The organism is Stenotrophomonas sp. LARHCG68 (genome assembly GCF_052871705.1).
The window spans coordinates 501,729-520,139 of sequence record NZ_JBIXJV010000002.1 but is presented as its reverse complement, the minus strand read 5'-3'; the positions used below and the strand labels follow the sequence as shown (position 1 = coordinate 520,139).

Here is an 18,411-nt window from a genome sequence, read left to right as displayed (position 1 = left end):
CCCCAACCCTCCCCTGCTGCGCAAGGGAGGGGGCAGAAGCGGGCGTGCCGCGATCTGACCGTTCAGGCAGAACCGCCCCCTCCCTTTGCCGCAGGCAAGGGGAGGGGGGGGGAGGGGTAGCCGTTGCTCTTGCCCCCTCCCTTGCGCAGCAGGGGAGGGCCGGGGAGGGGTAAGGCCGTCGGTCGTTACTCGCCGTTGCCTTCGCGCTTGACCTCCGCTTCCTCCACGTCCGCCTCGAACAGGTGCATCAGGTCGGCACGCGCATCACGCGAGGTCTGCATCACCGCGGCCTCGTCGTCGTAGACCAGGTGCTGGGCCTTGAGCAGTTGCTCGTCGTGCTCGCGGAAGCGCTGCACGTGCGCCTGGGCCACATGCGCCGGAATGCCCAGTGCGGTCAGCACGCGCTCGCTGGCTTCCAGGCTGGAGCCGAACACCTCGCGGAACGGTTCGGCCGACATGTCCATCAGCTTCCACGCATGCTGGCGGTTGCGCGCGCGGGCCAGGATCTTGGCATCGGGGTACAGGCGCCGCACCAGCCGCACCGCGCGCAGGTTGGTGTCCGGGTCGTCCATGGCCATCACGAACACGCGGATGTGCTCGGCACCGGCCGAGCGCAACAGTTCCGGCCGGGTCGGGTCGCCGTAGTACAGCTGGCTGCCGAAACGGCGCATGTCTTCCACCGTGTCCGGGTCGGCCTCCAGCGCCACGTAGGGAATGCGCTGGGCGGTGAGCAGGCGCGCCACGATCTGGCCGAAGCGGCCCATGCCGGCGATCATCACCTGCGGGCGCTGTGCGCCGGCCTCCTTGAGCGTTTCGTCCGGGGCCCGCTCGGGCGCGGCATGCGCCGGCTTGAGCTGCAGCACGCGCTGCAGGGCCAGCAACAGCAGCGGCGTGATCGCCATCGACAGGCTGACGATGGCCACCAGCCGGTCATGGTTGATGCGCCCCAGCAGCAGGGCGCGCTCGGCTTCGTTGAACACCACGAAGGCGAATTCACCGCCCAGCCACAGCACGCTGCCCAGCATCAGGGCGCTGCGCAGCGACATGCGCGCGGCCAGGCCCAGCCCCACCAGGATCGAGAACTTCACCGCTAGAAGGATGGCCACGCCGGCGGCGATCACCTCCGGTTCGGCGGCGACCCGCTTCAGGTCGATGCCCATGCCTACGGCGATGAAAAACAGGCCCAACAGCAGGCCCTTGAACGGCTCGATCTGCGCTTCGATCTCGTGGCGGAACTCCGAGTCGGCCAGCAGCACGCCGGCGACGAAGGCCCCCAGGCTGGCGCTCAGGCCGGCTTCGGTCATCAGCCACGCGGTGCCCAGCACCACCAGCAGGGCGGTAGCGGTGAATACCTCGGGCATGCGCGTGCGCGCCACCACCGCGAACAACCGCCGCAGCACCGGCCGGCCCAGCACGATCACCGCCGCCAGCACGCCCAGCGCGATGGCCGCGTCCTGCCAGGTGAGGGTTTCGTTCTTGACCCCGCCCAGCAGCGGGATCGCCGCCAGCAACGGGATCGCGATCAGGTCCTGGAACAGCAGGATGGCGAAGCCGAAGCGGCCATAGTCGCTGTTCAGCGCCTTGTGCTCGGACAACAGCTGCAGGCCCACCGCGGTGGAGGACAGCGCCAGCGCGGTGCCGACCACCAGCGCGCTCTTCCAGTGGAAGTGATACATCAGCAACAGGCCGCCGAGCACGCTGGCGCTGAGCAGCACCTGCACCGTGCCGCCGCCGAACACCGGCTTGCGCATCACCATCAGGCGCGAGGGCGAGAGCTCCAGGCCGATCAGGAACAGCAGCATCACCACGCCGATCTCGGCGGCGTTGAGGATGCGGTCGGCGTCCTGCACGAAGCCCAGCACGTGCGGGCCCAGCACCACGCCGGCCGCAAGGTAGCCCAGCACGGCACCGAGTCCGAACTTCTTGAAGATGGGCACCGCCACCACTGCGGCCAGCAGCAGTACCAGCGCGAGTTCGAGACCGCCGCCATGCATGAAGTGGAGCTCCTTGAGGTAAGACCGGGCCGGCCGCCCGGGTGGCCGGCCGCTGCGTTCATTATGGGGGCTGCCCCGTCAACGAAAAGGAATGCGCGCGCAATGCACTGTCGCCGGTACCCGCGCGCGGGGTTGACCCGGGCGGCCAACAGGCACAGACTCGCGCCGCTGCGGCAGGCCCGCAGCACCTTTCCGGAGTCCAACCCATGTCCAGCGACAGTAGAAGTCGATCTCGATCGACGCCAGCGGTGACGAACGCCTGAGTGGGGTGATTCGCCGTTGCTGGCGTTGCGTGATCGCAATGCATACAGGCGAATCCACATGAACCAGAAGCAGCTCCTGCGCCCGGTGGCCGACGCGGCCACCCTGAGTGCACCCCTTGCCGACTTCAACACCGCCGATGCGGTGGAATACCTCAACACCCTGGGCCTGCCGCAGGCGGCCGACACCCTGGCCGCATTGCCGGTGCCACGCGCGGTCAAGCTGCTGGAGGCCCCCGAGCTGCAGCATGCCGGCGAGCTGATCGCCGCGCTGCCGCCGGCCCGCGCCGCGGCCCTGCTCGGGCTGATGGCCGACGACCGCGCCACCGACATCGTCCACGAGCTGGACGCCGCCGAGCGTGCACGGCTGATTCCGCTGCTGGCGCCGGAGGCGCGGCAGTCGATCCAGTTGCTGCTGAGCTACCCGCCGAACACCGCCGGCGCCTTGATGACCACCGAGTTCGTCGGCGTGCCGGCCGACTGGAGTGTGGCCCAGACTCTGCAGCACATCCGTGAGGTCGAGCGCAGCCGCGAGACCGTGTACGCGATCTACGTGCTGGACCCGCTCACCCGCCAGTTGCAGCAGGTGGTGACCATGCGCCGGTTGATCACCGGTGCGCCGGAGGATTCGATCCTGGACGTGGCCCAGGTCAACCCGCCGGTCACGGTGGGCCCGCTGCTGGACCAGGAGGAAGTCGCGCAGCTGATCCGCCGGCACGACCTGCTGGCGATCCCGGTGGTCGATGCGCAGCTGCAGATGCTGGGCATCGTCACCGTCGATGACATCCTGGATGCGTTGATCGACGAGTCCACCGAGGACGTGCACAAGTTCGGCGGCGTGGAGGCGCTGGACAAGCCGTACATGCAGATCGGCTTCTTCGAGATGCTGCGCAAGCGCGCCGGCTGGCTGAGCGTGCTGTTCCTCGGCGAGATGCTGACCGCCAGCGCCATGCAGCACTACGAGGATGAACTGGCGCGTGCGGTGGTGCTGACCCTGTTCATCCCGCTGATCATGAGTTCCGGCGGCAATTCCGGCTCGCAGGCGACCTCGTTGCTGATCCGTTCGCTGGCCCTGCGCGAGCTGCGCCTGCGCGACTGGTGGAGGGTGGCGCTGCGCGAGCTGCCGACCGGCATGGTGCTGGGCGGCATCCTCGGGGTGCTGGCGATCGTACGCATCACCGTCTGGCAGCTGGCCGGCCTGCATGACTACGGCGCGCACTGGGTGCTACTGGCGGTGACCATCGGCGCCGCGCTGGTGGGCATCGTCACCTTTGGTTCGCTGTCCGGCTCGATGCTGCCGTTCGTGCTCAAGCGGCTGGGCTTCGACCCGGCCAGCGCCTCGGCGCCGTTCGTGGCCACGCTGGTGGACGTGACCGGCCTGGTCATCTATTTCAGCATCGCGGCGATGATCCTCGGCGGCACGCTGCTGTAGCCGGTAGTGCCGGGCCGTGCCCGGCAGGGCTTCACGCCAGAGCGCAGCAGGGCTGTGCTCTGGCGCTCATCGGCACTTGATCCAAAGCAAGCCAGACCACCTCCGGGCCGTGTACCTTTGCCCGGTACCCGCAACAGGCACCGTGATGAGCACCTACCACCTGCAGACCGTGTTCCGTCCCCGTTCGGTGGCCGTCATCGGTGGCAGTCCGCGCGAGCGCTCGGCCGGGCGCGCGGTCATCCGCAACCTCAAGGCGGCGGCCTTCGCCGGGCAGATCGGCTGGGTGAATCCGCGCCATGCCGAGATCGATGGCATGCGCACGGTCAAGCGGCTCAAGGACCTGCCCTGGATCCCGGACCTGGTGGTGATCACCGCGCCGGCCAGCATCGTGCCGCAGGTGGTGGCGCAGGCCGCCGAACGCGGCGTGGCCGCGGCCATCATACTCACCGCCGGGCTCGGCAAGGGTCCCGGTTCGCTGGCCGCGCAGGTCGAGGCCGCGGCACGGCCCAAGGGCATGCGCGTGCTCGGCCCGCACTGCCTGGGCGTGATTGCCCCGCATGCGCGGCTCAATGCCAGCATCGCCGCGCATACACCGCAGGCCGGCGACCTGGCGCTGATCTCCGAATCCAGCGCGATCGCCGCCGCGCTGGTGGAATGGGGCGTGGCGCGTTCGATCGGCTTTTCGGCGGTGGTGTCGCTGGGCGATGCGCTGGACGTCGATTTCGGTGACCTGCTCGATTACTTCGCCACCGACTACCGCACCCGCGCCATCCTGCTCTACGTCGACCAGATCAGCGACGCGCGCAAGTTCATGTCGGCCGCGCGTGCGGCCGCGCGCGCCAAGCCGGTGGTGGTGGTCAAGTCGGGCCGCCAGCCCAAGGCCAGCAACGAGGAGAACAGCACCCACTCGCAGGCGCTGGCCGCCTCCGACGCGGTCTATGGCGCAGCCTTCAATCGCGCCGGGTTGCTACGCGTGAATGCGCTGGACGAACTGTTCACCGCGGCCGAGACGCTGGGCCGGCTGGGGACCTTCCCCGGCAGTCGCCTGGCCATCCTGAGCAATGGTGGCGGCGTCGGCCGGTTGGCGGTGGACCAGCTGCAGGCCTTGGGCGGGGCGTTGGCGGAGCTGTCGCCGGCCACCATCGCGCAGCTGGACAAGGTGCTGCCCGAAGGCTGGTCGCGCGACAACCCGGTCGACATCGTGGTCGATGCCGACGGCGAGCGTTACGCCTCGGCGATCGAGGCGCTGCTGTCCGACGATGCCAACGATGCGGTGCTGGTGATCAACGTGCCCACGGCCTTCACCTCCTCGGCCGACGCCGCGCAGGCATTGACCAAGACGCTGGGGCTGCGCTCGCGGCAGCTGCGCGACAAGCCGGTGTTCGCGGTGTGGCTGGGCAACGACGAGAACGCCACCGTCACCCTCAACACCGCGCGCGTGCCGACCTATCCCAGCGAGGCCGAGGCCGTGCGCGGCTTCCAGCACCTGGTGAAGTACCGGCAGGCGCAGGCGGCGCTGATGGAAACCCCGCCCAGCCTGCCGGCCGACCTGGTGGTCGATGCCGCCGCCGCGCGCCGGTTGGTCGACGTGGCGCTGGCCAATGGCCAGCAATGGCTGGACCCGGTGGCCACCCATGCCTTGCTGCAGGCCTACGGCATTCCCTCGCTGGAGGTGATGGTCGCGCGTGACGCGCACGAGGCGATGGACCTGGCCCAGCCGATGCTGGAGAAGGGCATGAGCGTGGCGGTGAAGATCCTCTCGCCCGACATCCCGCACAAGAGCGAAGTCGATGGCGTGCGGCTGAACCTGAGCACGCTGCCGGCGGTGCAGGCCGCGGCCACCGCCATCCTCGCGCGTGCGCGCGAACTGCGCCCGCAGGCGCGCATCGACGGGGTGATGGTGCAGCCGTGCCTGACGCGGCCCAAGGCGCGCGAGCTGATCGCCGGCATCGCCGATGACCCGGTGTTCGGCCCGGTGGTGGTGTTCGGTCGCGGGGGTACCGCGGTGGAAGTCATCGACGACAAGACCCTGGCACTGCCGCCGCTGGACCTGCGCCTGGCCCACGAAGTGATCGGCCGCACCCGCGTCTCGCGCATCCTCAAGGCCTACGGCGACGTGCCGGCCGCCGACGAGCGCGCGGTGGCGCTGGTGCTGGTCAAGCTGGCGCAGCTGGCCGCCGACATTCCCGAGGTGCGCACGCTGGACCTCAACCCGCTGCTGGCCGACCGCAATGGCGTGATCGCGCTCGATGCGCGCATCGCCATCACCCCGGTCAAGCGCCTGCACAAGGGCCGCGGCCATCCGCGCTTCGCGATCTTCCCGTATCCCACCGAGTGGGAGCGCACCATCGCGCTGTCCGATGGCGGCAAGGCCTTCATCCGCCCGGTGCGGCCGGAGGACGACGCGCTGTTCCGCGCGTTCTTCGCGCGGGTGACCGACGACGACCTGCGGCTGCGCTTCTTCCAGTCGGTGAAGCATTTCAGCCATGAGTTCATCGCCCGGCTGACCCAGCTGGACTACGCGCGTTCGATCGCGCTGGTCGCCATCGACCCGAAGAACGGCGACATGCTCGGTGCGGTGCGCCTGCATGCCGACGCCGACTACAACCGCGGCGAGTACGGCATCCTGATCCGCTCGGACCTGAAGGGCCATGGCATCGGCTGGAAGCTGATGCAGATCATGATCGAGTACGCGCGCTGGCAGGGCCTGAACCTGGTCGAGGGCCAGGTGCTGCGCGAGAACACCACCATGCTGGCGATGTGCCAGAGCCTGGGCTTCAAGGTGAAGGCCGACCCGGACGATGCCACCATCATGAACGTCACGCTGCCGGTCAACGAAGGCTGACGCATCGCCGGGAGCACCCTGCCAGTGACGCGCGTTGTCACACGATTGCCCGTGGCCGGTTCACACTAGCGCCATGGAACAACGAACCCCGCTGCTGCTGCTCCCCGGCCTGTTGAACGACGCCACGCTCTGGCGTGCCCAGCTCGATGCCTTGGCCGACATCGCCGACTGCCAGGTCGGTGACCTCACCGGCCATGACGACCTGCGCGCCGTCGCCGAGGACGTGCTGGCCAAGGCGCCGGAGCGCTTCGCGCTGGCCGGCTTCTCGCTGGGGGGCTACATCGCCCAGGAAATCCTGCGCATCGCGCCCGGGCGGGTGCTGCGGCTGGCGTTGCTGGACACCTCGTACAAGGCCGATTCCGCGGAACGCGCGGCCCAGCGCGTGGCGCAGCAGAACAGCGTGCGCCTGCCCGGCACGTTCCACGGCTTCGGCGACAAGCTCATGCGCAGCTACATCGACGCCTCGCGCCTGCAGGACCATGCCCTGGTCAGTACCGTGCGCGAGATGACCTCGCGGCTGGGCGTGGAGGTGTTCCTGCGCCAGAGCCGCATCGCGCGCGTGGACGGCAGCGCCGCGCTGCGGGCGTGGCGGGGTCCGGCGCTGATCGTGTGCGGACGCAATGATGCGATCACGCCGCTGGCGGTCAGCGAGCAGATGGCGGCGTTGATGCCGCAGGCCACGCTGGTGGTGATCGAGGACTGCGGGCACCTGGCGCCGCTGGAAAAGCCCGAGCAGGTCAGCGCCGCGCTGCGGGCGTGGTTGTCGGCGTAACGCCGAGCGGTGTTCGGAAACAGCAACGGCAACGGCACCCCTCCCCAGCCCTCCCCTGCTGCGCAAGGGAGGGGGCGGTTCCGCTAGATCGGTCGGATTGCCGCACGCCCGCTTCTACCCCCTCCCTTGCGCAGCAGGGGAGGGCTGGGGAGGGGTCGCTTCTGATCTTCCCCGCAGCCCCACATTCCAGCGTCAAGCTACCAACAGACCTCAATCCCAGTGCGGTGCGATGCCCTGCGGGTTGGCCACGCGCTCACCGCGGTCCAGCGTGGCGATCTGCGCCATGTCCGCCGCATCCAGCTGCAGCGCCACAGCCTTGAGGTTGCTGGCCAGGTTCTCGCGGCGGGTGGAGGACGGGATCACCGCATAGCCCTGCTGCAACGCCCACGCCAAGGCGACCTGCGCGGTAGTGGCGCCGTGCTTGTCGGCGATGGCCTGGATCACCGGGTCCTTCAGCACCGCGCCGTAGGCCAGGCTCATGAACGCGGTGACGTGGATGCCCTGCGCACGCAGGTAGGCGATCAACGCACGGTTCTGCAGGTACGGGTGCACTTCGACCTGGTTGGTGGCGATGGCCTGCGCACCAAGGATGTCGATGGCCTGGCGGGTCAGGTCGATGGTGAAGTTGGAGACGCCGATCGCCTTGGTCAGGCCCAGCTGCCTGGCTTCGGCCAATGCGCCGAGGTACTCGCGCATCGGCACCTCATCGTTCGGCGAGGGCCAGTGGATCAGCGCCAGGTCGACGTGGTCGGTGCCGAGCTTGCGCAGGCTCTCGCGCAGGCTGGCGATCAGCGCGTCGTGGTGGAAGTTGCTGATCCAGATCTTGGTGGTCAGGAACAGGTCCTCGCGGGCCACCTTGCCGGCGGCCAGGGCTTGGCCGAGGTCGGCTTCGTTGTCGTAGATCTGCGCGGTGTCGAAGGCGCGGTAGCCCAGCTCCAGTGCGTTGTGCACCGAATCGATCAGTACCTGGCCGGTGAGGCGGTAGGTACCCAGGCCAATGGAAGGAACGTTCATCAGGAATCTCCAGGAGTAGGGCGCTGCCGGCGATGCCGTGCAGCGCCAGGGATAGGTCGGTCACTCAGTGCGCGGCGGCGGCGATGCCGTCGGCGCGTGCATCGATGCCATCGCGGCGATCCAGGCGGCCGCTCAGCGCGGTCAGGCCATAGGCGCCCACCACCACCAGCGCACCCAGCCACGGCGTGTGCATCAGCCCGACGTGGTCCACCACCAGCCCGCCCAGCGAGGCACCGATGGCGATGCCGATGTTGAACGCGGCGATGTTCAGGCCCGAGGCCACGTCGGTGGCCTGCGGCACGAAGCGCTGTGCCTGCTTGACCACGTAGACCTGCAGCCCCGGCACGTTGCCGAATGCCACCGCGCCCATCGCCAGCACGGTCAGCAGCACCAGCACGGGGTTGTAGGCGGTGAAGGTGAGCACCAGCAGCACCAGCGCCAGCAGCGCGAAGATGCGCTTGAGCGCGGGGATCGGCCCCAGCCGGTCGGCCAGGCGTCCGCCCCACAGGTTGCCGATCGCCACCGACACGCCGTACACCAGCAGCACCAGGCCCACGGCATTGGCCGAGAAGCCGCTGACTTCCTGCAGGATCGAGGCCAGGTAGGTGAACGACAGGAAGGTGCCGCCGTAGCCCAGCGCGGTCATCGCGTAGACCAGCAACAGGCGCGGCTGCGCCAGCACCGCGAACTGCTGGCCGAAGGTGGCCGGCGCGCTGCGCGGCAGGTTGTTGGGCACCAGCAGCAGGCTGCCGAGCAGGGCGATCACGCCCAGTGCCGCCACTGCCAGGAAGGTCGCGCGCCAGCCCAGGTGCTGGCCGATGAAGGTGCCCAGCGGCACGCCGATCACCAGTGCCACGGTCAGCCCGGTGAACATGATGGCGATGGCACTGGCGGCCTTCTCCTTCGGCACCACCGAGGTGGCGATGATCGAGCCGATCGAGAAGAACACACCGTGCGCCAGGCCGGTCAGCACCCGCGCCACGATCAGCGGCCCGTAGCCCGGTGCCATCCAGGCGATCAGGTTGCCGACGGTGAACAGCGCCATCAGCGCGACCAGCAGGGTCTTGCGCGGCACCCGGCCGGTCAGTGCGGTGAGCACCGGCGCGCCGATCGCCACGCCCAGCGCATACAGGGACACCAGCAGGCCGGCCGAGGGCAGGCTGACCTGCAGGTCGGCGGCGATGGTCGGGATCAGCCCGACGATGACGAACTCGGTGGTGCCGATGGCAAAGGCACCCAGCGTCAGCGCCCACAGGGCGAGGGGAATACCACGGGACATGGGAATTACCGGTGGAGGAAGAGGCTGCGCAGTCTGCGCGCCACACTGTTGCGGAAAAACCGCTTCCCGGTGCAATGATTGTTGATTTATAGTCAATAATTATCCCGACTGGCCGCATTCCTCGTGAAAACCACCCTTGATGAGATGCAGGCCTTCATCGCGGTGATCGACGCCGGTTCGATCACCGCCGCGGCCGAGCAGCTGGACCAGACCACCTCCGGGGTGAGCCGGGCGCTGGCACGGCTGGAGGAAAAGCTGGGCACCACGCTACTGACCCGCACCACCCGGCGCCTGCGCCTGACCGAGGAAGGCGAGGCGTTCCTGGCGCAGTGCCGCGCCATCGTCGCCTCGGTGGAGGCGGCCGAGGAGCTGATCGCGGCGCGCCGCGAGCGTCCTTCGGGCAGGCTGCGGGTGGATGCGGCGATGCCGTTCGTGCTGCACGTGATCGCACCGCTGGTGGCCAGCTACCGTGCGCGCTACCCGGAGGTCGCGCTGGAACTCAACAGCAGCGAGCGCTACATCGACCTGCTGGAACGGCGTACCGACGTGGCCATCCGCATCGGCCCGCTGGCCGATTCCACCCTGCACGCGCGGCCGTTGGCGCACAGCCGGCTGCGCGTGCTGGCCAGCCCGGCCTACCTGCAGCAGCACGGCACCCCGCGCAGCGTGGCGCAGCTGGAAACCCACGCGCTGCTGGGCTTCAACGAACCGGATTCACTCAATTACTGGCCGGTGCGCGGCGCTGACGGCGGGCCGCTGCACGTGCGCCCGGTGCTGGCGGTCTCCAGCGGCGAAACGCTGCGGCGTCTGGCACTGGAAGGCGCGGGCATCGTCTGCCTGTCCGATTTCATGACCGAGCGTGACCGTGACGCGGGCACGCTGGTGGAGGTGCTGCCCCGGCAGAACCTGGGCATCGGCCAGCCCATCCACGCGGTGTACTACCGCAACACCGCGGTGTCGGCGCGGATCACCTCGTTCCTGGACCACCTGGCGCAGGCGATCAGCACCGCCCCGTTCGCCCAATGACCCGCGCCCGGTAGCGCGCAGCCAGGCTGCGCCGGGGCATGGCCCGGCGCTACCGGTTCAGTGCAGCTGCGCGTGGTGCCAGGCGTGCCTGACCAGCCAGCGGGCTTCGTCCCACGGCACGGCCAGGGCCGGCTGGTGGCGGTGGTAGCTGTCCTGCAGCACCTTGTAGAGCTGCTCTTCGTTGGCGCGCGGATAGGCTTGGTAGACGTCGTAACCCATCTCCAGCAGGCGCTGGTAATGGTCGAAATCATGTTGGCCCAGCCGGCCGATGGCATGCACGCCGCGCCAGTAGGCCAGTTCGGCGTCACGGTTGAAATCGCGTTGGGCTGCGGATGTGGTCTTCATGGGTAGGACTCCATTCGCGGTCTACCCCCTGTGCCGCCGATCCTACTGGGCGCCCTCCCTGGCGTCCAATGCCCTGCGCATTCAGGTGTGTTCGGCGCTGGCCTGGTCCAGCTGGGTGATTTCCTGCGCCGACAATGCCAGCCGCGCGGCAGCGAGCACGTCGTGCAGTTGCTCCACGCCGGTGGCACTGACGATCGGGGCGGTGATGCCGGGGCGGGCGATCAGCCAGGCCAGCGCGACCTGCGCCGGCGTGGCCTTGTGCCGGGCGGCCAGGTCATCGAGCGCGGCCAGGATGCGCAGCCCGCGCGGGTTGACGTACTGCTGCACCACCTTGGCACCCCGCGCGCTGCTCTTGGCGGCGTCGTCGGCGCTGCGGTACTTGCCGCTGAGGAAGCCGCTGGCCAGCGAGTAGTAACTGATCACGCCCAGCGACTGCTCGCGCGCCAGCGGTTCCAGTTCGGCCTCGTAGCCGGCGCGGTCATACAGGTTGTACTCCGGCTGCAGCGTCTCGTAACGCGGCAGGTTGTAGTCGGCCGACACCTTCAGCGCATCGCGCAGGCGCGTGGCGCTGTAGTTGGACGCACCGATGGCGCGTACCTTGCCGGCCTGGATCAGCCGCGCGAACGCGCCCAGGGTTTCCTCCAGCGGTACCGCATCGTCGTCTTCGTGTGCCTGGTACAGGTCGATCACGTCGGTCTGCAGGCGGCGCAGCGAGTCCTCGACCGCGGCGTTGATGTTGTCCGCCGACAGGCCTGGGTGCTCGGCCCACTTGGCCACCTTGGTGGCGATGACCACCTTGTCACGCTTGCCGCTGCGCTGCAGCCAGCGGCCGATGATGGTTTCCGACTCGCCGCCACGGTTGCCCGGCACCCAGGCCGGATAGACGTCGGCGGTATCGACCAGGTTGAAGCCGGCCTCGACGAAGGCATCGAGCAGCGCGAAGGAGGTCTTCTCGTCGGCGCTCCAGCCAAAGACATTGCCGCCAAAGGCGATGGGGCCGACCTGCAGGCCGGAACGGCCGAGTTCGCGGTACTGGGGCATGCGTATCTCCCTGATTTTTCTCCGAGCCTTGCAGCATAACGGCTGAACGTTCCGGTTCCGTGGCAACGGATTGAAAACTGCGTTCCGCGGCACGGCCACGCGCTAACGCATTGTGAACATCCGGGCGTGCATCGATGCAAATGCGCGCGTGCTAGGCTCGCGCCACACCCCTTGCCGGAGTCCGTGATGAACAAGCCAACCCCGTTGTTGTGTGCCTGTCTGCTGGGCGTGAGCGCACTGCTGTCCAGTGTCGCGGTGGAAGCCAGGGACAGTGCCGCCGCGAGCGCGCAGGTCCAGGTGCCGGCTTCGCTGCAGGCCGCGGTGGATGCCAGCACGCGCACGCCGGCCAACGTGGCCCGCGACGTCTACCGGCACCCGGCGCAGACGCTGGCATTCTTCGGCCTGCAGCCGGGCCAGACGGTGGTGGAGATCACCCCGGGTGGCGGCTGGTATTCGGAGATCCTGGCGCCCTACCTGCGCGATGGCGGCAAATACGTGGCTGCCGTCGTGGACCCGGCGGCGCTGCCGGCCGGTGGCGGGCGCGACTACCAGCAGCGCTCGCGTGATGGCTTGGCGAAGAAGTTCAGCGAGTCGCCGGCGCTGTTCGACAAGGCCGTCGAAGTGGCCTATGACCCGGCCGCACCGGTGCTGGGCGCGCCGAACTCGGCCGACCTGGTGCTGACCTTCCGCAACGTGCACAACTGGCGCTCCAGCGGCCAGGCCGAGGGCATGTTCGGCGCGTTCTTCGCCGTGCTCAAGCCCGGTGGCACGCTGGGCGTGGTCGAGCACCGCGCCAAGGCCGACGTGCCGGCCGAGGACAAGAGCGGTTACGTGGGGCAGGCACAGGTGATCGCCATGGCCGAGGCGGCGGGCTTCAAGCTCGATGCCAGCAGCGAGGTCAATGCCAACCCGCGCGACACCAAGGACCATCCCAACGGCGTGTGGACGTTGCCGCCGTCCAACAACCACGCCGCCGCCGATGCCGGCAAGTACACCGCCATCGGCGAGAGCGACCGGATGACGCTGCGTTTCGTGAAGCCCTGAAGCACGGCAAGCGGCATGCAGCAGGGCGGGAGGCGCAGGATGCCTGCGCCTCCCGCCGTCGTTTCAGCCGGTGGTGGCGCGGCGATACACCGGATGGTGCCGGCACAGCTCGGTGACCTGGCGCGCGACGCGTTCGCTGACGCGGCGCTGCGCGTGCTCGTCCTGCGCCAGTGCCTCGAGCACATCGCATAGCCAGTGCGCGAGCAGTTCGCACTCCAGCACGCCGAAGCCGCGCGTGGTGACCGCCGGCGTGCCGAGGCGGATGCCGGAGGTGACCAGCGGCGGACGCGGGTCGTTCGGCACCGTGTTCTTGTTGGTGGTGATGTGGGCGCGCGCCAGCGCCTGGTCGGCCTGCTTGCCGGTGTACGGGCGCGATGACAGGTCCAGCAGCATCAGGTGGTTGTCGGTGCCGCCGGAGACCAGCGGGAAGCCACTGGCCTGGATGACCGCCGCCATCGCGCGCGCGTTGCGCAGCACCTGCTGCTGGTAGTCACGGAAGCCCGGTTGCAGGGCTTCCTTCAATGCCACCGCCTTGGCCGCCACCACGTGCATCAGCGGGCCGCCCTGGATACCCGGGAACACGCCGGCGTCGAGCCGGCGGTTGAACGCCGCGTCCTGGCCGCGCGAGAGGATCAGGCCGCCACGCGGGCCACGCAGGGTCTTGTGCGTGGTGGTGGTGACCACGTGCGCATGCGGCAGTGGGTCCGGGTACAGGCCGGCGGCCACCAGCCCGGCGACGTGGGCCATGTCCACCCAGAACCACGCCCCGACCTTGTCGGCGATGGCGCGCATTCGCGCCCAGTCCTTGTACCGGGAATAGGCGGAGAAGCCGCCGACCAGCACCTTGGGCCGGGTTTCCAGTGCGATGCGCTCCATCGCGTCGTAGTCGATCAGGCCGGTGGCCGGGTCCAGCCCGTAGGGCACGATGCGGTAGTGCCGGCCGGAGAAGTTGGCCGGGTTGCCGTGGGTGAGGTGGCCGCCCTGGGCCAGGTTCATGCCCATCACGGTATCGCCGGGCGAGGTCAGCGCCAGGAACACCGCGGCGTTGGCCTGCGCACCGGAGTGCGGTTGCACGTTGGCATGGTCGCAGTGGAACAGCGCGCAGGCGCGCTCGATGGCCAGCCGCTCGGCCACGTCCACGTGTTCGCAGCCGCTGTAGTAGCGGCGGCCGGGGTAGCCCTCGGCGTACTTGTTGGTGAACACCGAATCCTGGATCGCCATCACCAGCGGGCTGGCGTAGTTCTCCGAGGCGATCAGCTCGACATGGTCTTCCTGGCGACGGCGCTCGTTCTCGATGGCGTGGGCGAGCTCGGGGTCGAACTGGTCCAGGCGCAGGTGGGGGTCATACATGGGGGGCCTCCGGTGCGGTGGGCTGGCGGTGCGTGGCGGTTCCGGCGGCGGGCCGCGTGCAGCGGCGTGGCAGGCGTGCATCGAGCAGCAGGTGGGCGAGCAGGCCGATCACCAGCCCCCAGAACGCGCCGCCGATGCCGAACAGCTGGATGTTGGCCGCCGCGGCCAGGAAGGTGACCAGCGCTGCTTCGCGGCCGCGCGCATCGGCCATGGCGGTGGCCAGGCTGCCGCCGATCGCGCCGAGCAGCGCCAGCCCGGCCAGGGTGCTGATGAAGGTGGCGGGGATGGCCATGAACAACGCCGCCAGGGTCAGCCCGAACACCCCGACGATCACGTAGAACACGCCCGCGGCGACGCCGGCCAGCCAGCGCTTGCGCGGATCCTCGTGCGCGTGGCGGCCGGTGCAGATGGCCGCGGTGATCGCGGCCACGTTGAAGGCATGCGCACCGAACGGGGCCATCAGCAGCGAACCCAGTCCGGTGACCGCGACGATCGGGTTGGCGCTGGTCGTGTAGCCGTCGTTGCGCAGTACCAGCATGCCCGGCATGTACTGGCCGGTGAGCGTGACCAGGAACAGTGGCAATGCCACGCCGAGCAGGGCATTGATCGAGAACGCCGGCGCGGTGAACACCGGGGTGGCGATCTTCAGCTCCAGCGCCGCCAGGTCGATGCGGCCCTGCGCGACCAGCAGCGCGATGCCGAGCAGCAGGATGCCCACCACCGCATAGCGCGCGCTGATCCGTTTCAGCACCAGGTAGGCGAGGATCAGGACACCGGCCAGCAGCGGGTCGATGTTGATGCCAGCGAAGGCACCGATGCCGAACGGCAGCAGGATGCCGGCCAGCAACGCCGCCGCGATGCCTGGCGGTATCCAGCGCACCACCTTCTCGAAGCCGCCGGACAGGCCCAGCAGCACGAACGCGGCGGCCGATGCCAGGTAGGCGCCGATGGCTTCCGGGTAGGAGACGCTGGCCAGTGCGGTGACCAGGAAGGCGGCGGCGGGGGTGGACCAGGCGGTGATGATCGGCGCGCGCGCCCACACGCTCAGCGCGATGCCGGTCAGCCCCACGCCGATGGACACCGACCACACCCAGGAGGCGGTCAGTTCCGGGCCCAGCCCGGCCACGCGCGCGGCCTGGAACACCAGCACGAAGGTGCCGCCGTAATTGACGATGACCGATACCAGCGCCGCGACGGCCGGATGCAGCAGGTCGGCCGCACGCAGTGCGGGGGAAGGAACGGGAGGGGAGGAAGGTAGCGGGGACATCCGGCATCCGGGGACGAAGGCAGGTTGTCTTTGTAGGCGGCAAATGGCATGTTGCGCCCCTCCACTTATGGCCTGCCGGGCAGACCATTGCGGCAACCCGGGAGACCCCTCGGCGATGTTCAGGCACGCGCAACTGGAGTCGGTGAAGGCCGGCATCGGCGACCCTGCCCATGCCGGGCTGGCGCTGCATGCCCGTATCCAGCGGGCGATCCGCCAGCTGATCCTGGACGGGGCGTTGGAAGTGGGCCGCCCCTTGCCGGCCACGCGCCCGTTGGCGCAGTCGCTGGGGGTATCCCGCGATACGGTCGAGGCGGCCTACCGCCAGTTGCATGCCGAGGGCTTCATCGAACGTCAGGTGGGCAGCGGCAGTCGGGTGTCGCAGCGTGCCCGGCCATTTGCCGGCGGCAAGGCGCAACGGCGTGGCCACGCGCCGCGGCAGGCCGTGCGGCTGAGCACGCGCGGCCAGGCGTTGCGCGCCACTGGCGGGGTCACCGGCGCCACGCAGCATGCCTTCGCGCCCGGCGTGCCGGAGACGCGGAACTTCCCCTTGCAGACCTGGGAACGCCTGCAGCGCGAGGTGATCCGCGCGCAGGGCAGCGCGGTGCTGGCGCACAGCCCGGCGCAGGGCGTGGAAGCATTGCGCCGGGCGATCGCCGACTACATCAACCTCGAACGCGGTGGCCACGCCACGCCGGAACGGGTGCTGGTGCTGACCAGCTCGCAGCAGGCGCTGACGCTGTGCGCCAACGTGCTGCTCGATGCCGGTGAGCGCATCCTGGTCGAGGACCCGATGTACCACGGCGCGGCGCGTGCCTTCGATGCGGCGGGACTGCGGCCGGTGCCGGTGCCGGTCGATGCCGAGGGCATGCAGGTGGAGCGGCTGCCGCAGTTGGCAGCGGGTGCACGGGCAGTGTTCCTCACGCCATCGCACCAGTTCCCGACCGGGGCGACGCTGGCGCTGGACCGCCGCCTGGCGCTGGTGCACTGGGCCGAGCGCAACGATGCCTGGATCATCGAGGACGACTACGACAGCGAGTTCCATTACGCCGGCAAGCCCACCGCGTGCGTGCAGGGGCTGGACCCGCACGAGCGCACGCTCTACATCGGCACGTTCACCAAGTCGCTGTTCCCCGGCCTGCGCATCGGCTACCTGGTGCTGCCGCCGGCGTTGGTGGAACCGATGACGGTGGCGCGCAGCCTGATGGACGGGCACAGCCCCACGCTCACCCAGCTGACGCTGGCGCGCTTCATGGAGGCGGGCCACTTCGGCGCGCACGTGCGGGCGATGCGCCATCTCTACGTGCAGCGGCGCGATGCACTGCTGCACCTGGTACGCACGCAGTTGTCCGACTACCTGGTGCCACAGGTGCCGCCGGGCGGCATGCAGCTGCCCTGCCTGCTCCGGCCCGGCATCGACGAACAGGCGGTGTTGGATGGCGCGCGCCGGGCGGGCGTCGCGCTGCAGGGACTGAGCGCCCTGCATGCCACGCGCACGCCGCAGGCCGGCTTCCTGCTCGGCTTCGCCGCTTACACGGTGGCGGAGATGGAGGGGGCGGTGGCGCAGCTTGCCGCGGTGCTGCGGCGGACGGTGGCCGGGCGCCGGCGCGCGCCGCGCTAGCGTCGCGCGGCGGGGATGGGACAATGGCGTCCCGCCCGTCGCCCGCCGTTTCCATGCTGATCGCCTTCAACAAGCCCTTCAACGTGCTGTGCCAGTTCACCGACCGCAGCCAGCCGCCGCGCGCGACGCTGGCCGGGTTCGGCCTGCCGGCCAACGTGTACGCGGCCGGTCGGCTGGACTACGACAGCGAAGGCCTGCTGCTGCTCACCGACAACGGCAACCTGGCCCATCGCCTGACCGACCCGAAGCACAAGCAGCCCAAGACCTACTGGGTGCAGGTGGAAGGCGTGCCGAGCGAGGACAGGCTGCAGGCACTGCGTGACGGCGTGCAGCTCAATGATGGGCCGACGTTGCCGGCCGGCGTGCAGCGGATGGAACAGGCGCCGGCCGTGTGGGAACGCAACCCGCCGGTGCGTTTCCGCAAGACCGTGCCCGATGCATGGTTGGCCATCACGATCCGCGAAGGCCGCAACCGCCAAGTACGGCGCATGACCGCGGCGGTCGGCCTGCCCACTCTGCGGCTGGTGCGTGCGGCGATGGGGCCGTATGCGCTGGAGGACCTGCAGCCGGGGCAGTGGCGGGAAGTGGGCGCACGCTGAAACGAAAGAAGCGCAGCACGGCCGACGGCCGTTGCTGCGCTCCTGCGGAACTGCCGGCGTTGCCGCCGCGGCTCAGGTATCGCTGCCGATGTCGCTGGTTTCGTCGGTGACGCTGGCCGCGTGCGCGTGGCGACGACGCTGCGCGATCTGGCGCGACTTGGCCTCGATGGCTTCGTTGTCACGCTTGTTCTTGCGGTACAGCATGTAACCGATCAGGCCCAGGCCCACGGCGGCCACCGCCACGGTGGCGGTCGGGTTGCGGCGGGCGACGCGGCTGACGGTACGACCACCGGTCTTCAGGGCGCCGATGGCGGCACCGGCCTTCAGCCATTCGGCGGCATTGGCACCGCCACCCTTGAGGCTGCCGCCGGCATGGTTGACCAGTTCCATTGCCCGCTCCAGGGCCGGTCCGGTGATATCGCTGAACTTGCTCATGTGGGGGCTCCTTGTTTGCGAGGATCAGACGCCCAGTTTCGCTGCACGGGCGTGTAGGGGATGTTAGCCGGAAAGCGCGGGGCTGAGCGC

15 protein-coding genes are annotated in these 18,411 nt (G+C 69.4%); 7 read left to right on the top strand and 8 right to left on the bottom strand.

Annotated features, from left to right (window positions below):
* Positions 1-185 precede the first annotated feature (185 nt).
* Complete coding sequence (locus tag ACIPR8_RS09865; RefSeq protein ID WP_313253581.1) at positions 186-1,994, bottom strand: monovalent cation:proton antiporter-2 (CPA2) family protein; 1,809 nt, start codon at positions 1,992-1,994, stop codon at positions 186-188.
* 321 nt (positions 1,995-2,315) lie between these two features.
* On the opposite strand from ACIPR8_RS09865, the gene mgtE reads away from it, so the two are divergent.
* The 3 genes from mgtE (at position 2,316) to ACIPR8_RS09850 (ending at position 7,303) form a co-directional block, all read left to right on the top strand.
* Entirely contained in the window at positions 2,316-3,686 is a 1,371-nt protein-coding gene (gene mgtE, locus ACIPR8_RS09860) for a magnesium transporter (protein ID WP_313253578.1), read from the top strand.
* 145 nt (positions 3,687-3,831) lie between these two features.
* Positions 3,832-6,531: a bifunctional acetate--CoA ligase family protein/GNAT family N-acetyltransferase gene (locus tag ACIPR8_RS09855; RefSeq protein ID WP_446540902.1), complete on the top strand. Its 2,700-nt coding sequence runs from the start codon at positions 3,832-3,834 to the stop codon at positions 6,529-6,531.
* 73 nt (positions 6,532-6,604) lie between these two features.
* Positions 6,605-7,303, top strand: a complete 699-nt coding sequence (locus ACIPR8_RS09850; protein ID WP_446540901.1) for an alpha/beta fold hydrolase — start codon at positions 6,605-6,607, stop codon at positions 7,301-7,303.
* Positions 7,304-7,513: 210 nt separating this feature from the next.
* On the opposite strand, the gene dkgB is transcribed toward ACIPR8_RS09850, so the two are convergent.
* Positions 7,514-8,317 carry a 2,5-didehydrogluconate reductase DkgB gene (gene dkgB / locus ACIPR8_RS09845; protein WP_446540900.1) on the bottom strand — a complete coding sequence of 268 codons (804 nt, stop codon included), beginning with the start codon at positions 8,315-8,317 and terminating at the stop codon, positions 7,514-7,516.
* Positions 8,318-8,381: 64 nt separating this feature from the next.
* The gene (locus ACIPR8_RS09840; RefSeq protein ID WP_446540899.1) at positions 8,382-9,596 is read right to left on the bottom strand and encodes an MFS transporter; all 1,215 of its coding nucleotides are present in this window, start codon (positions 9,594-9,596) and stop codon (positions 8,382-8,384) included.
* 123 nt (positions 9,597-9,719) lie between these two features.
* Between ACIPR8_RS09840 and ACIPR8_RS09835 the strand changes: the two genes are divergently transcribed.
* Complete coding sequence (locus ACIPR8_RS09835; protein ID WP_446540898.1) at positions 9,720-10,622, top strand: LysR substrate-binding domain-containing protein; 903 nt, start codon at positions 9,720-9,722, stop codon at positions 10,620-10,622.
* Between the two features lie 57 nt (positions 10,623-10,679).
* On the opposite strand, the gene ACIPR8_RS09830 is transcribed toward ACIPR8_RS09835, so the two are convergent.
* Positions 10,680-10,967, bottom strand: a complete 288-nt coding sequence (locus ACIPR8_RS09830) for a hypothetical protein (RefSeq protein ID WP_132863803.1) — start codon at positions 10,965-10,967, stop codon at positions 10,680-10,682.
* Between the two features lie 81 nt (positions 10,968-11,048).
* Positions 11,049-12,008: an aldo/keto reductase gene (locus tag ACIPR8_RS09825; protein ID WP_192287062.1), complete on the bottom strand. Its 960-nt coding sequence runs from the start codon at positions 12,006-12,008 to the stop codon at positions 11,049-11,051.
* A 186-nt stretch (positions 12,009-12,194) separates the two neighbouring features.
* Between ACIPR8_RS09825 and ACIPR8_RS09820 the strand changes: the two genes are divergently transcribed.
* Positions 12,195-13,052 carry a class I SAM-dependent methyltransferase gene (locus ACIPR8_RS09820; protein WP_446540897.1) on the top strand — a complete coding sequence of 286 codons (858 nt, stop codon included), beginning with the start codon at positions 12,195-12,197 and terminating at the stop codon, positions 13,050-13,052.
* A 63-nt stretch (positions 13,053-13,115) separates the two neighbouring features.
* Here the strand turns inward: ACIPR8_RS09820 and glyA are convergent, their stop codons facing one another.
* Both glyA and ACIPR8_RS09810 read right to left on the bottom strand, forming a co-directional pair.
* Positions 13,116-14,402, bottom strand: a complete 1,287-nt coding sequence (gene glyA, locus ACIPR8_RS09815; RefSeq protein WP_446540896.1) for a serine hydroxymethyltransferase — start codon at positions 14,400-14,402, stop codon at positions 13,116-13,118.
* A complete protein-coding gene (locus tag ACIPR8_RS09810; RefSeq protein ID WP_446540895.1) occupies positions 14,395-15,669 on the bottom strand; it encodes a benzoate/H(+) symporter BenE family transporter in 1,275 nt (424 codons plus the stop codon). The genes glyA and ACIPR8_RS09810 overlap by 8 nt, the downstream gene beginning before the upstream one ends.
* A gap of 115 nt (positions 15,670-15,784) precedes the next feature.
* Between ACIPR8_RS09810 and pdxR the strand changes: the two genes are divergently transcribed.
* Both pdxR and ACIPR8_RS09800 read left to right on the top strand, forming a co-directional pair.
* Positions 15,785-17,287: a MocR-like pyridoxine biosynthesis transcription factor PdxR gene (gene pdxR, locus ACIPR8_RS09805; protein ID WP_446540894.1), complete on the top strand. Its 1,503-nt coding sequence runs from the start codon at positions 15,785-15,787 to the stop codon at positions 17,285-17,287.
* A 53-nt stretch (positions 17,288-17,340) separates the two neighbouring features.
* Positions 17,341-17,886 carry a pseudouridine synthase gene (locus ACIPR8_RS09800; RefSeq protein WP_132866098.1) on the top strand — a complete coding sequence of 182 codons (546 nt, stop codon included), beginning with the start codon at positions 17,341-17,343 and terminating at the stop codon, positions 17,884-17,886.
* A gap of 72 nt (positions 17,887-17,958) precedes the next feature.
* On the opposite strand, the gene ACIPR8_RS09795 is transcribed toward ACIPR8_RS09800, so the two are convergent.
* Entirely contained in the window at positions 17,959-18,321 is a 363-nt protein-coding gene (locus ACIPR8_RS09795; protein ID WP_132863792.1) for a hypothetical protein, read from the bottom strand.
* Positions 18,322-18,411: the final 90 nt, after the last annotated feature.

Excerpts from the sequence above, each read along its gene's own strand:
- ACIPR8_RS09840 (WP_446540899.1), bottom strand. The coding sequence starts at position 9,596 with ATGTCCCGTGGTATTCCCCTCGCCCTGTGGGCGCTGACGCTGGGTGCC.
- ACIPR8_RS09820 (WP_446540897.1), top strand. The coding sequence starts at position 12,195 with ATGAACAAGCCAACCCCGTTGTTGTGTGCCTGTCTGCTGGGCGTGAGC.
- ACIPR8_RS09810 (WP_446540895.1), bottom strand. The coding sequence starts at position 15,669 with ATGTCCCCGCTACCTTCCTCCCCTCCCGTTCCTTCCCCCGCACTGCGT.
- ACIPR8_RS09795 (WP_132863792.1), bottom strand. The coding sequence starts at position 18,321 with ATGAGCAAGTTCAGCGATATCACCGGACCGGCCCTGGAGCGGGCAATG.
- mgtE (WP_313253578.1), top strand. The coding sequence starts at position 2,316 with ATGAACCAGAAGCAGCTCCTGCGCCCGGTGGCCGACGCGGCCACCCTG.
- dkgB (WP_446540900.1), bottom strand. The coding sequence starts at position 8,317 with ATGAACGTTCCTTCCATTGGCCTGGGTACCTACCGCCTCACCGGCCAG.
- ACIPR8_RS09850 (WP_446540901.1), top strand. The coding sequence starts at position 6,605 with ATGGAACAACGAACCCCGCTGCTGCTGCTCCCCGGCCTGTTGAACGAC.
- ACIPR8_RS09800 (WP_132866098.1), top strand. The coding sequence starts at position 17,341 with ATGCTGATCGCCTTCAACAAGCCCTTCAACGTGCTGTGCCAGTTCACC.
- pdxR (WP_446540894.1), top strand. The coding sequence starts at position 15,785 with ATGTTCAGGCACGCGCAACTGGAGTCGGTGAAGGCCGGCATCGGCGAC.
- ACIPR8_RS09830 (WP_132863803.1), bottom strand. The coding sequence starts at position 10,967 with ATGAAGACCACATCCGCAGCCCAACGCGATTTCAACCGTGACGCCGAA.
- ACIPR8_RS09855 (WP_446540902.1), top strand. The coding sequence starts at position 3,832 with ATGAGCACCTACCACCTGCAGACCGTGTTCCGTCCCCGTTCGGTGGCC.
- ACIPR8_RS09865 (WP_313253581.1), bottom strand. The coding sequence starts at position 1,994 with ATGCATGGCGGCGGTCTCGAACTCGCGCTGGTACTGCTGCTGGCCGCA.
- glyA (WP_446540896.1), bottom strand. The coding sequence starts at position 14,402 with ATGTATGACCCCCACCTGCGCCTGGACCAGTTCGACCCCGAGCTCGCC.
- ACIPR8_RS09825 (WP_192287062.1), bottom strand. The coding sequence starts at position 12,008 with ATGCCCCAGTACCGCGAACTCGGCCGTTCCGGCCTGCAGGTCGGCCCC.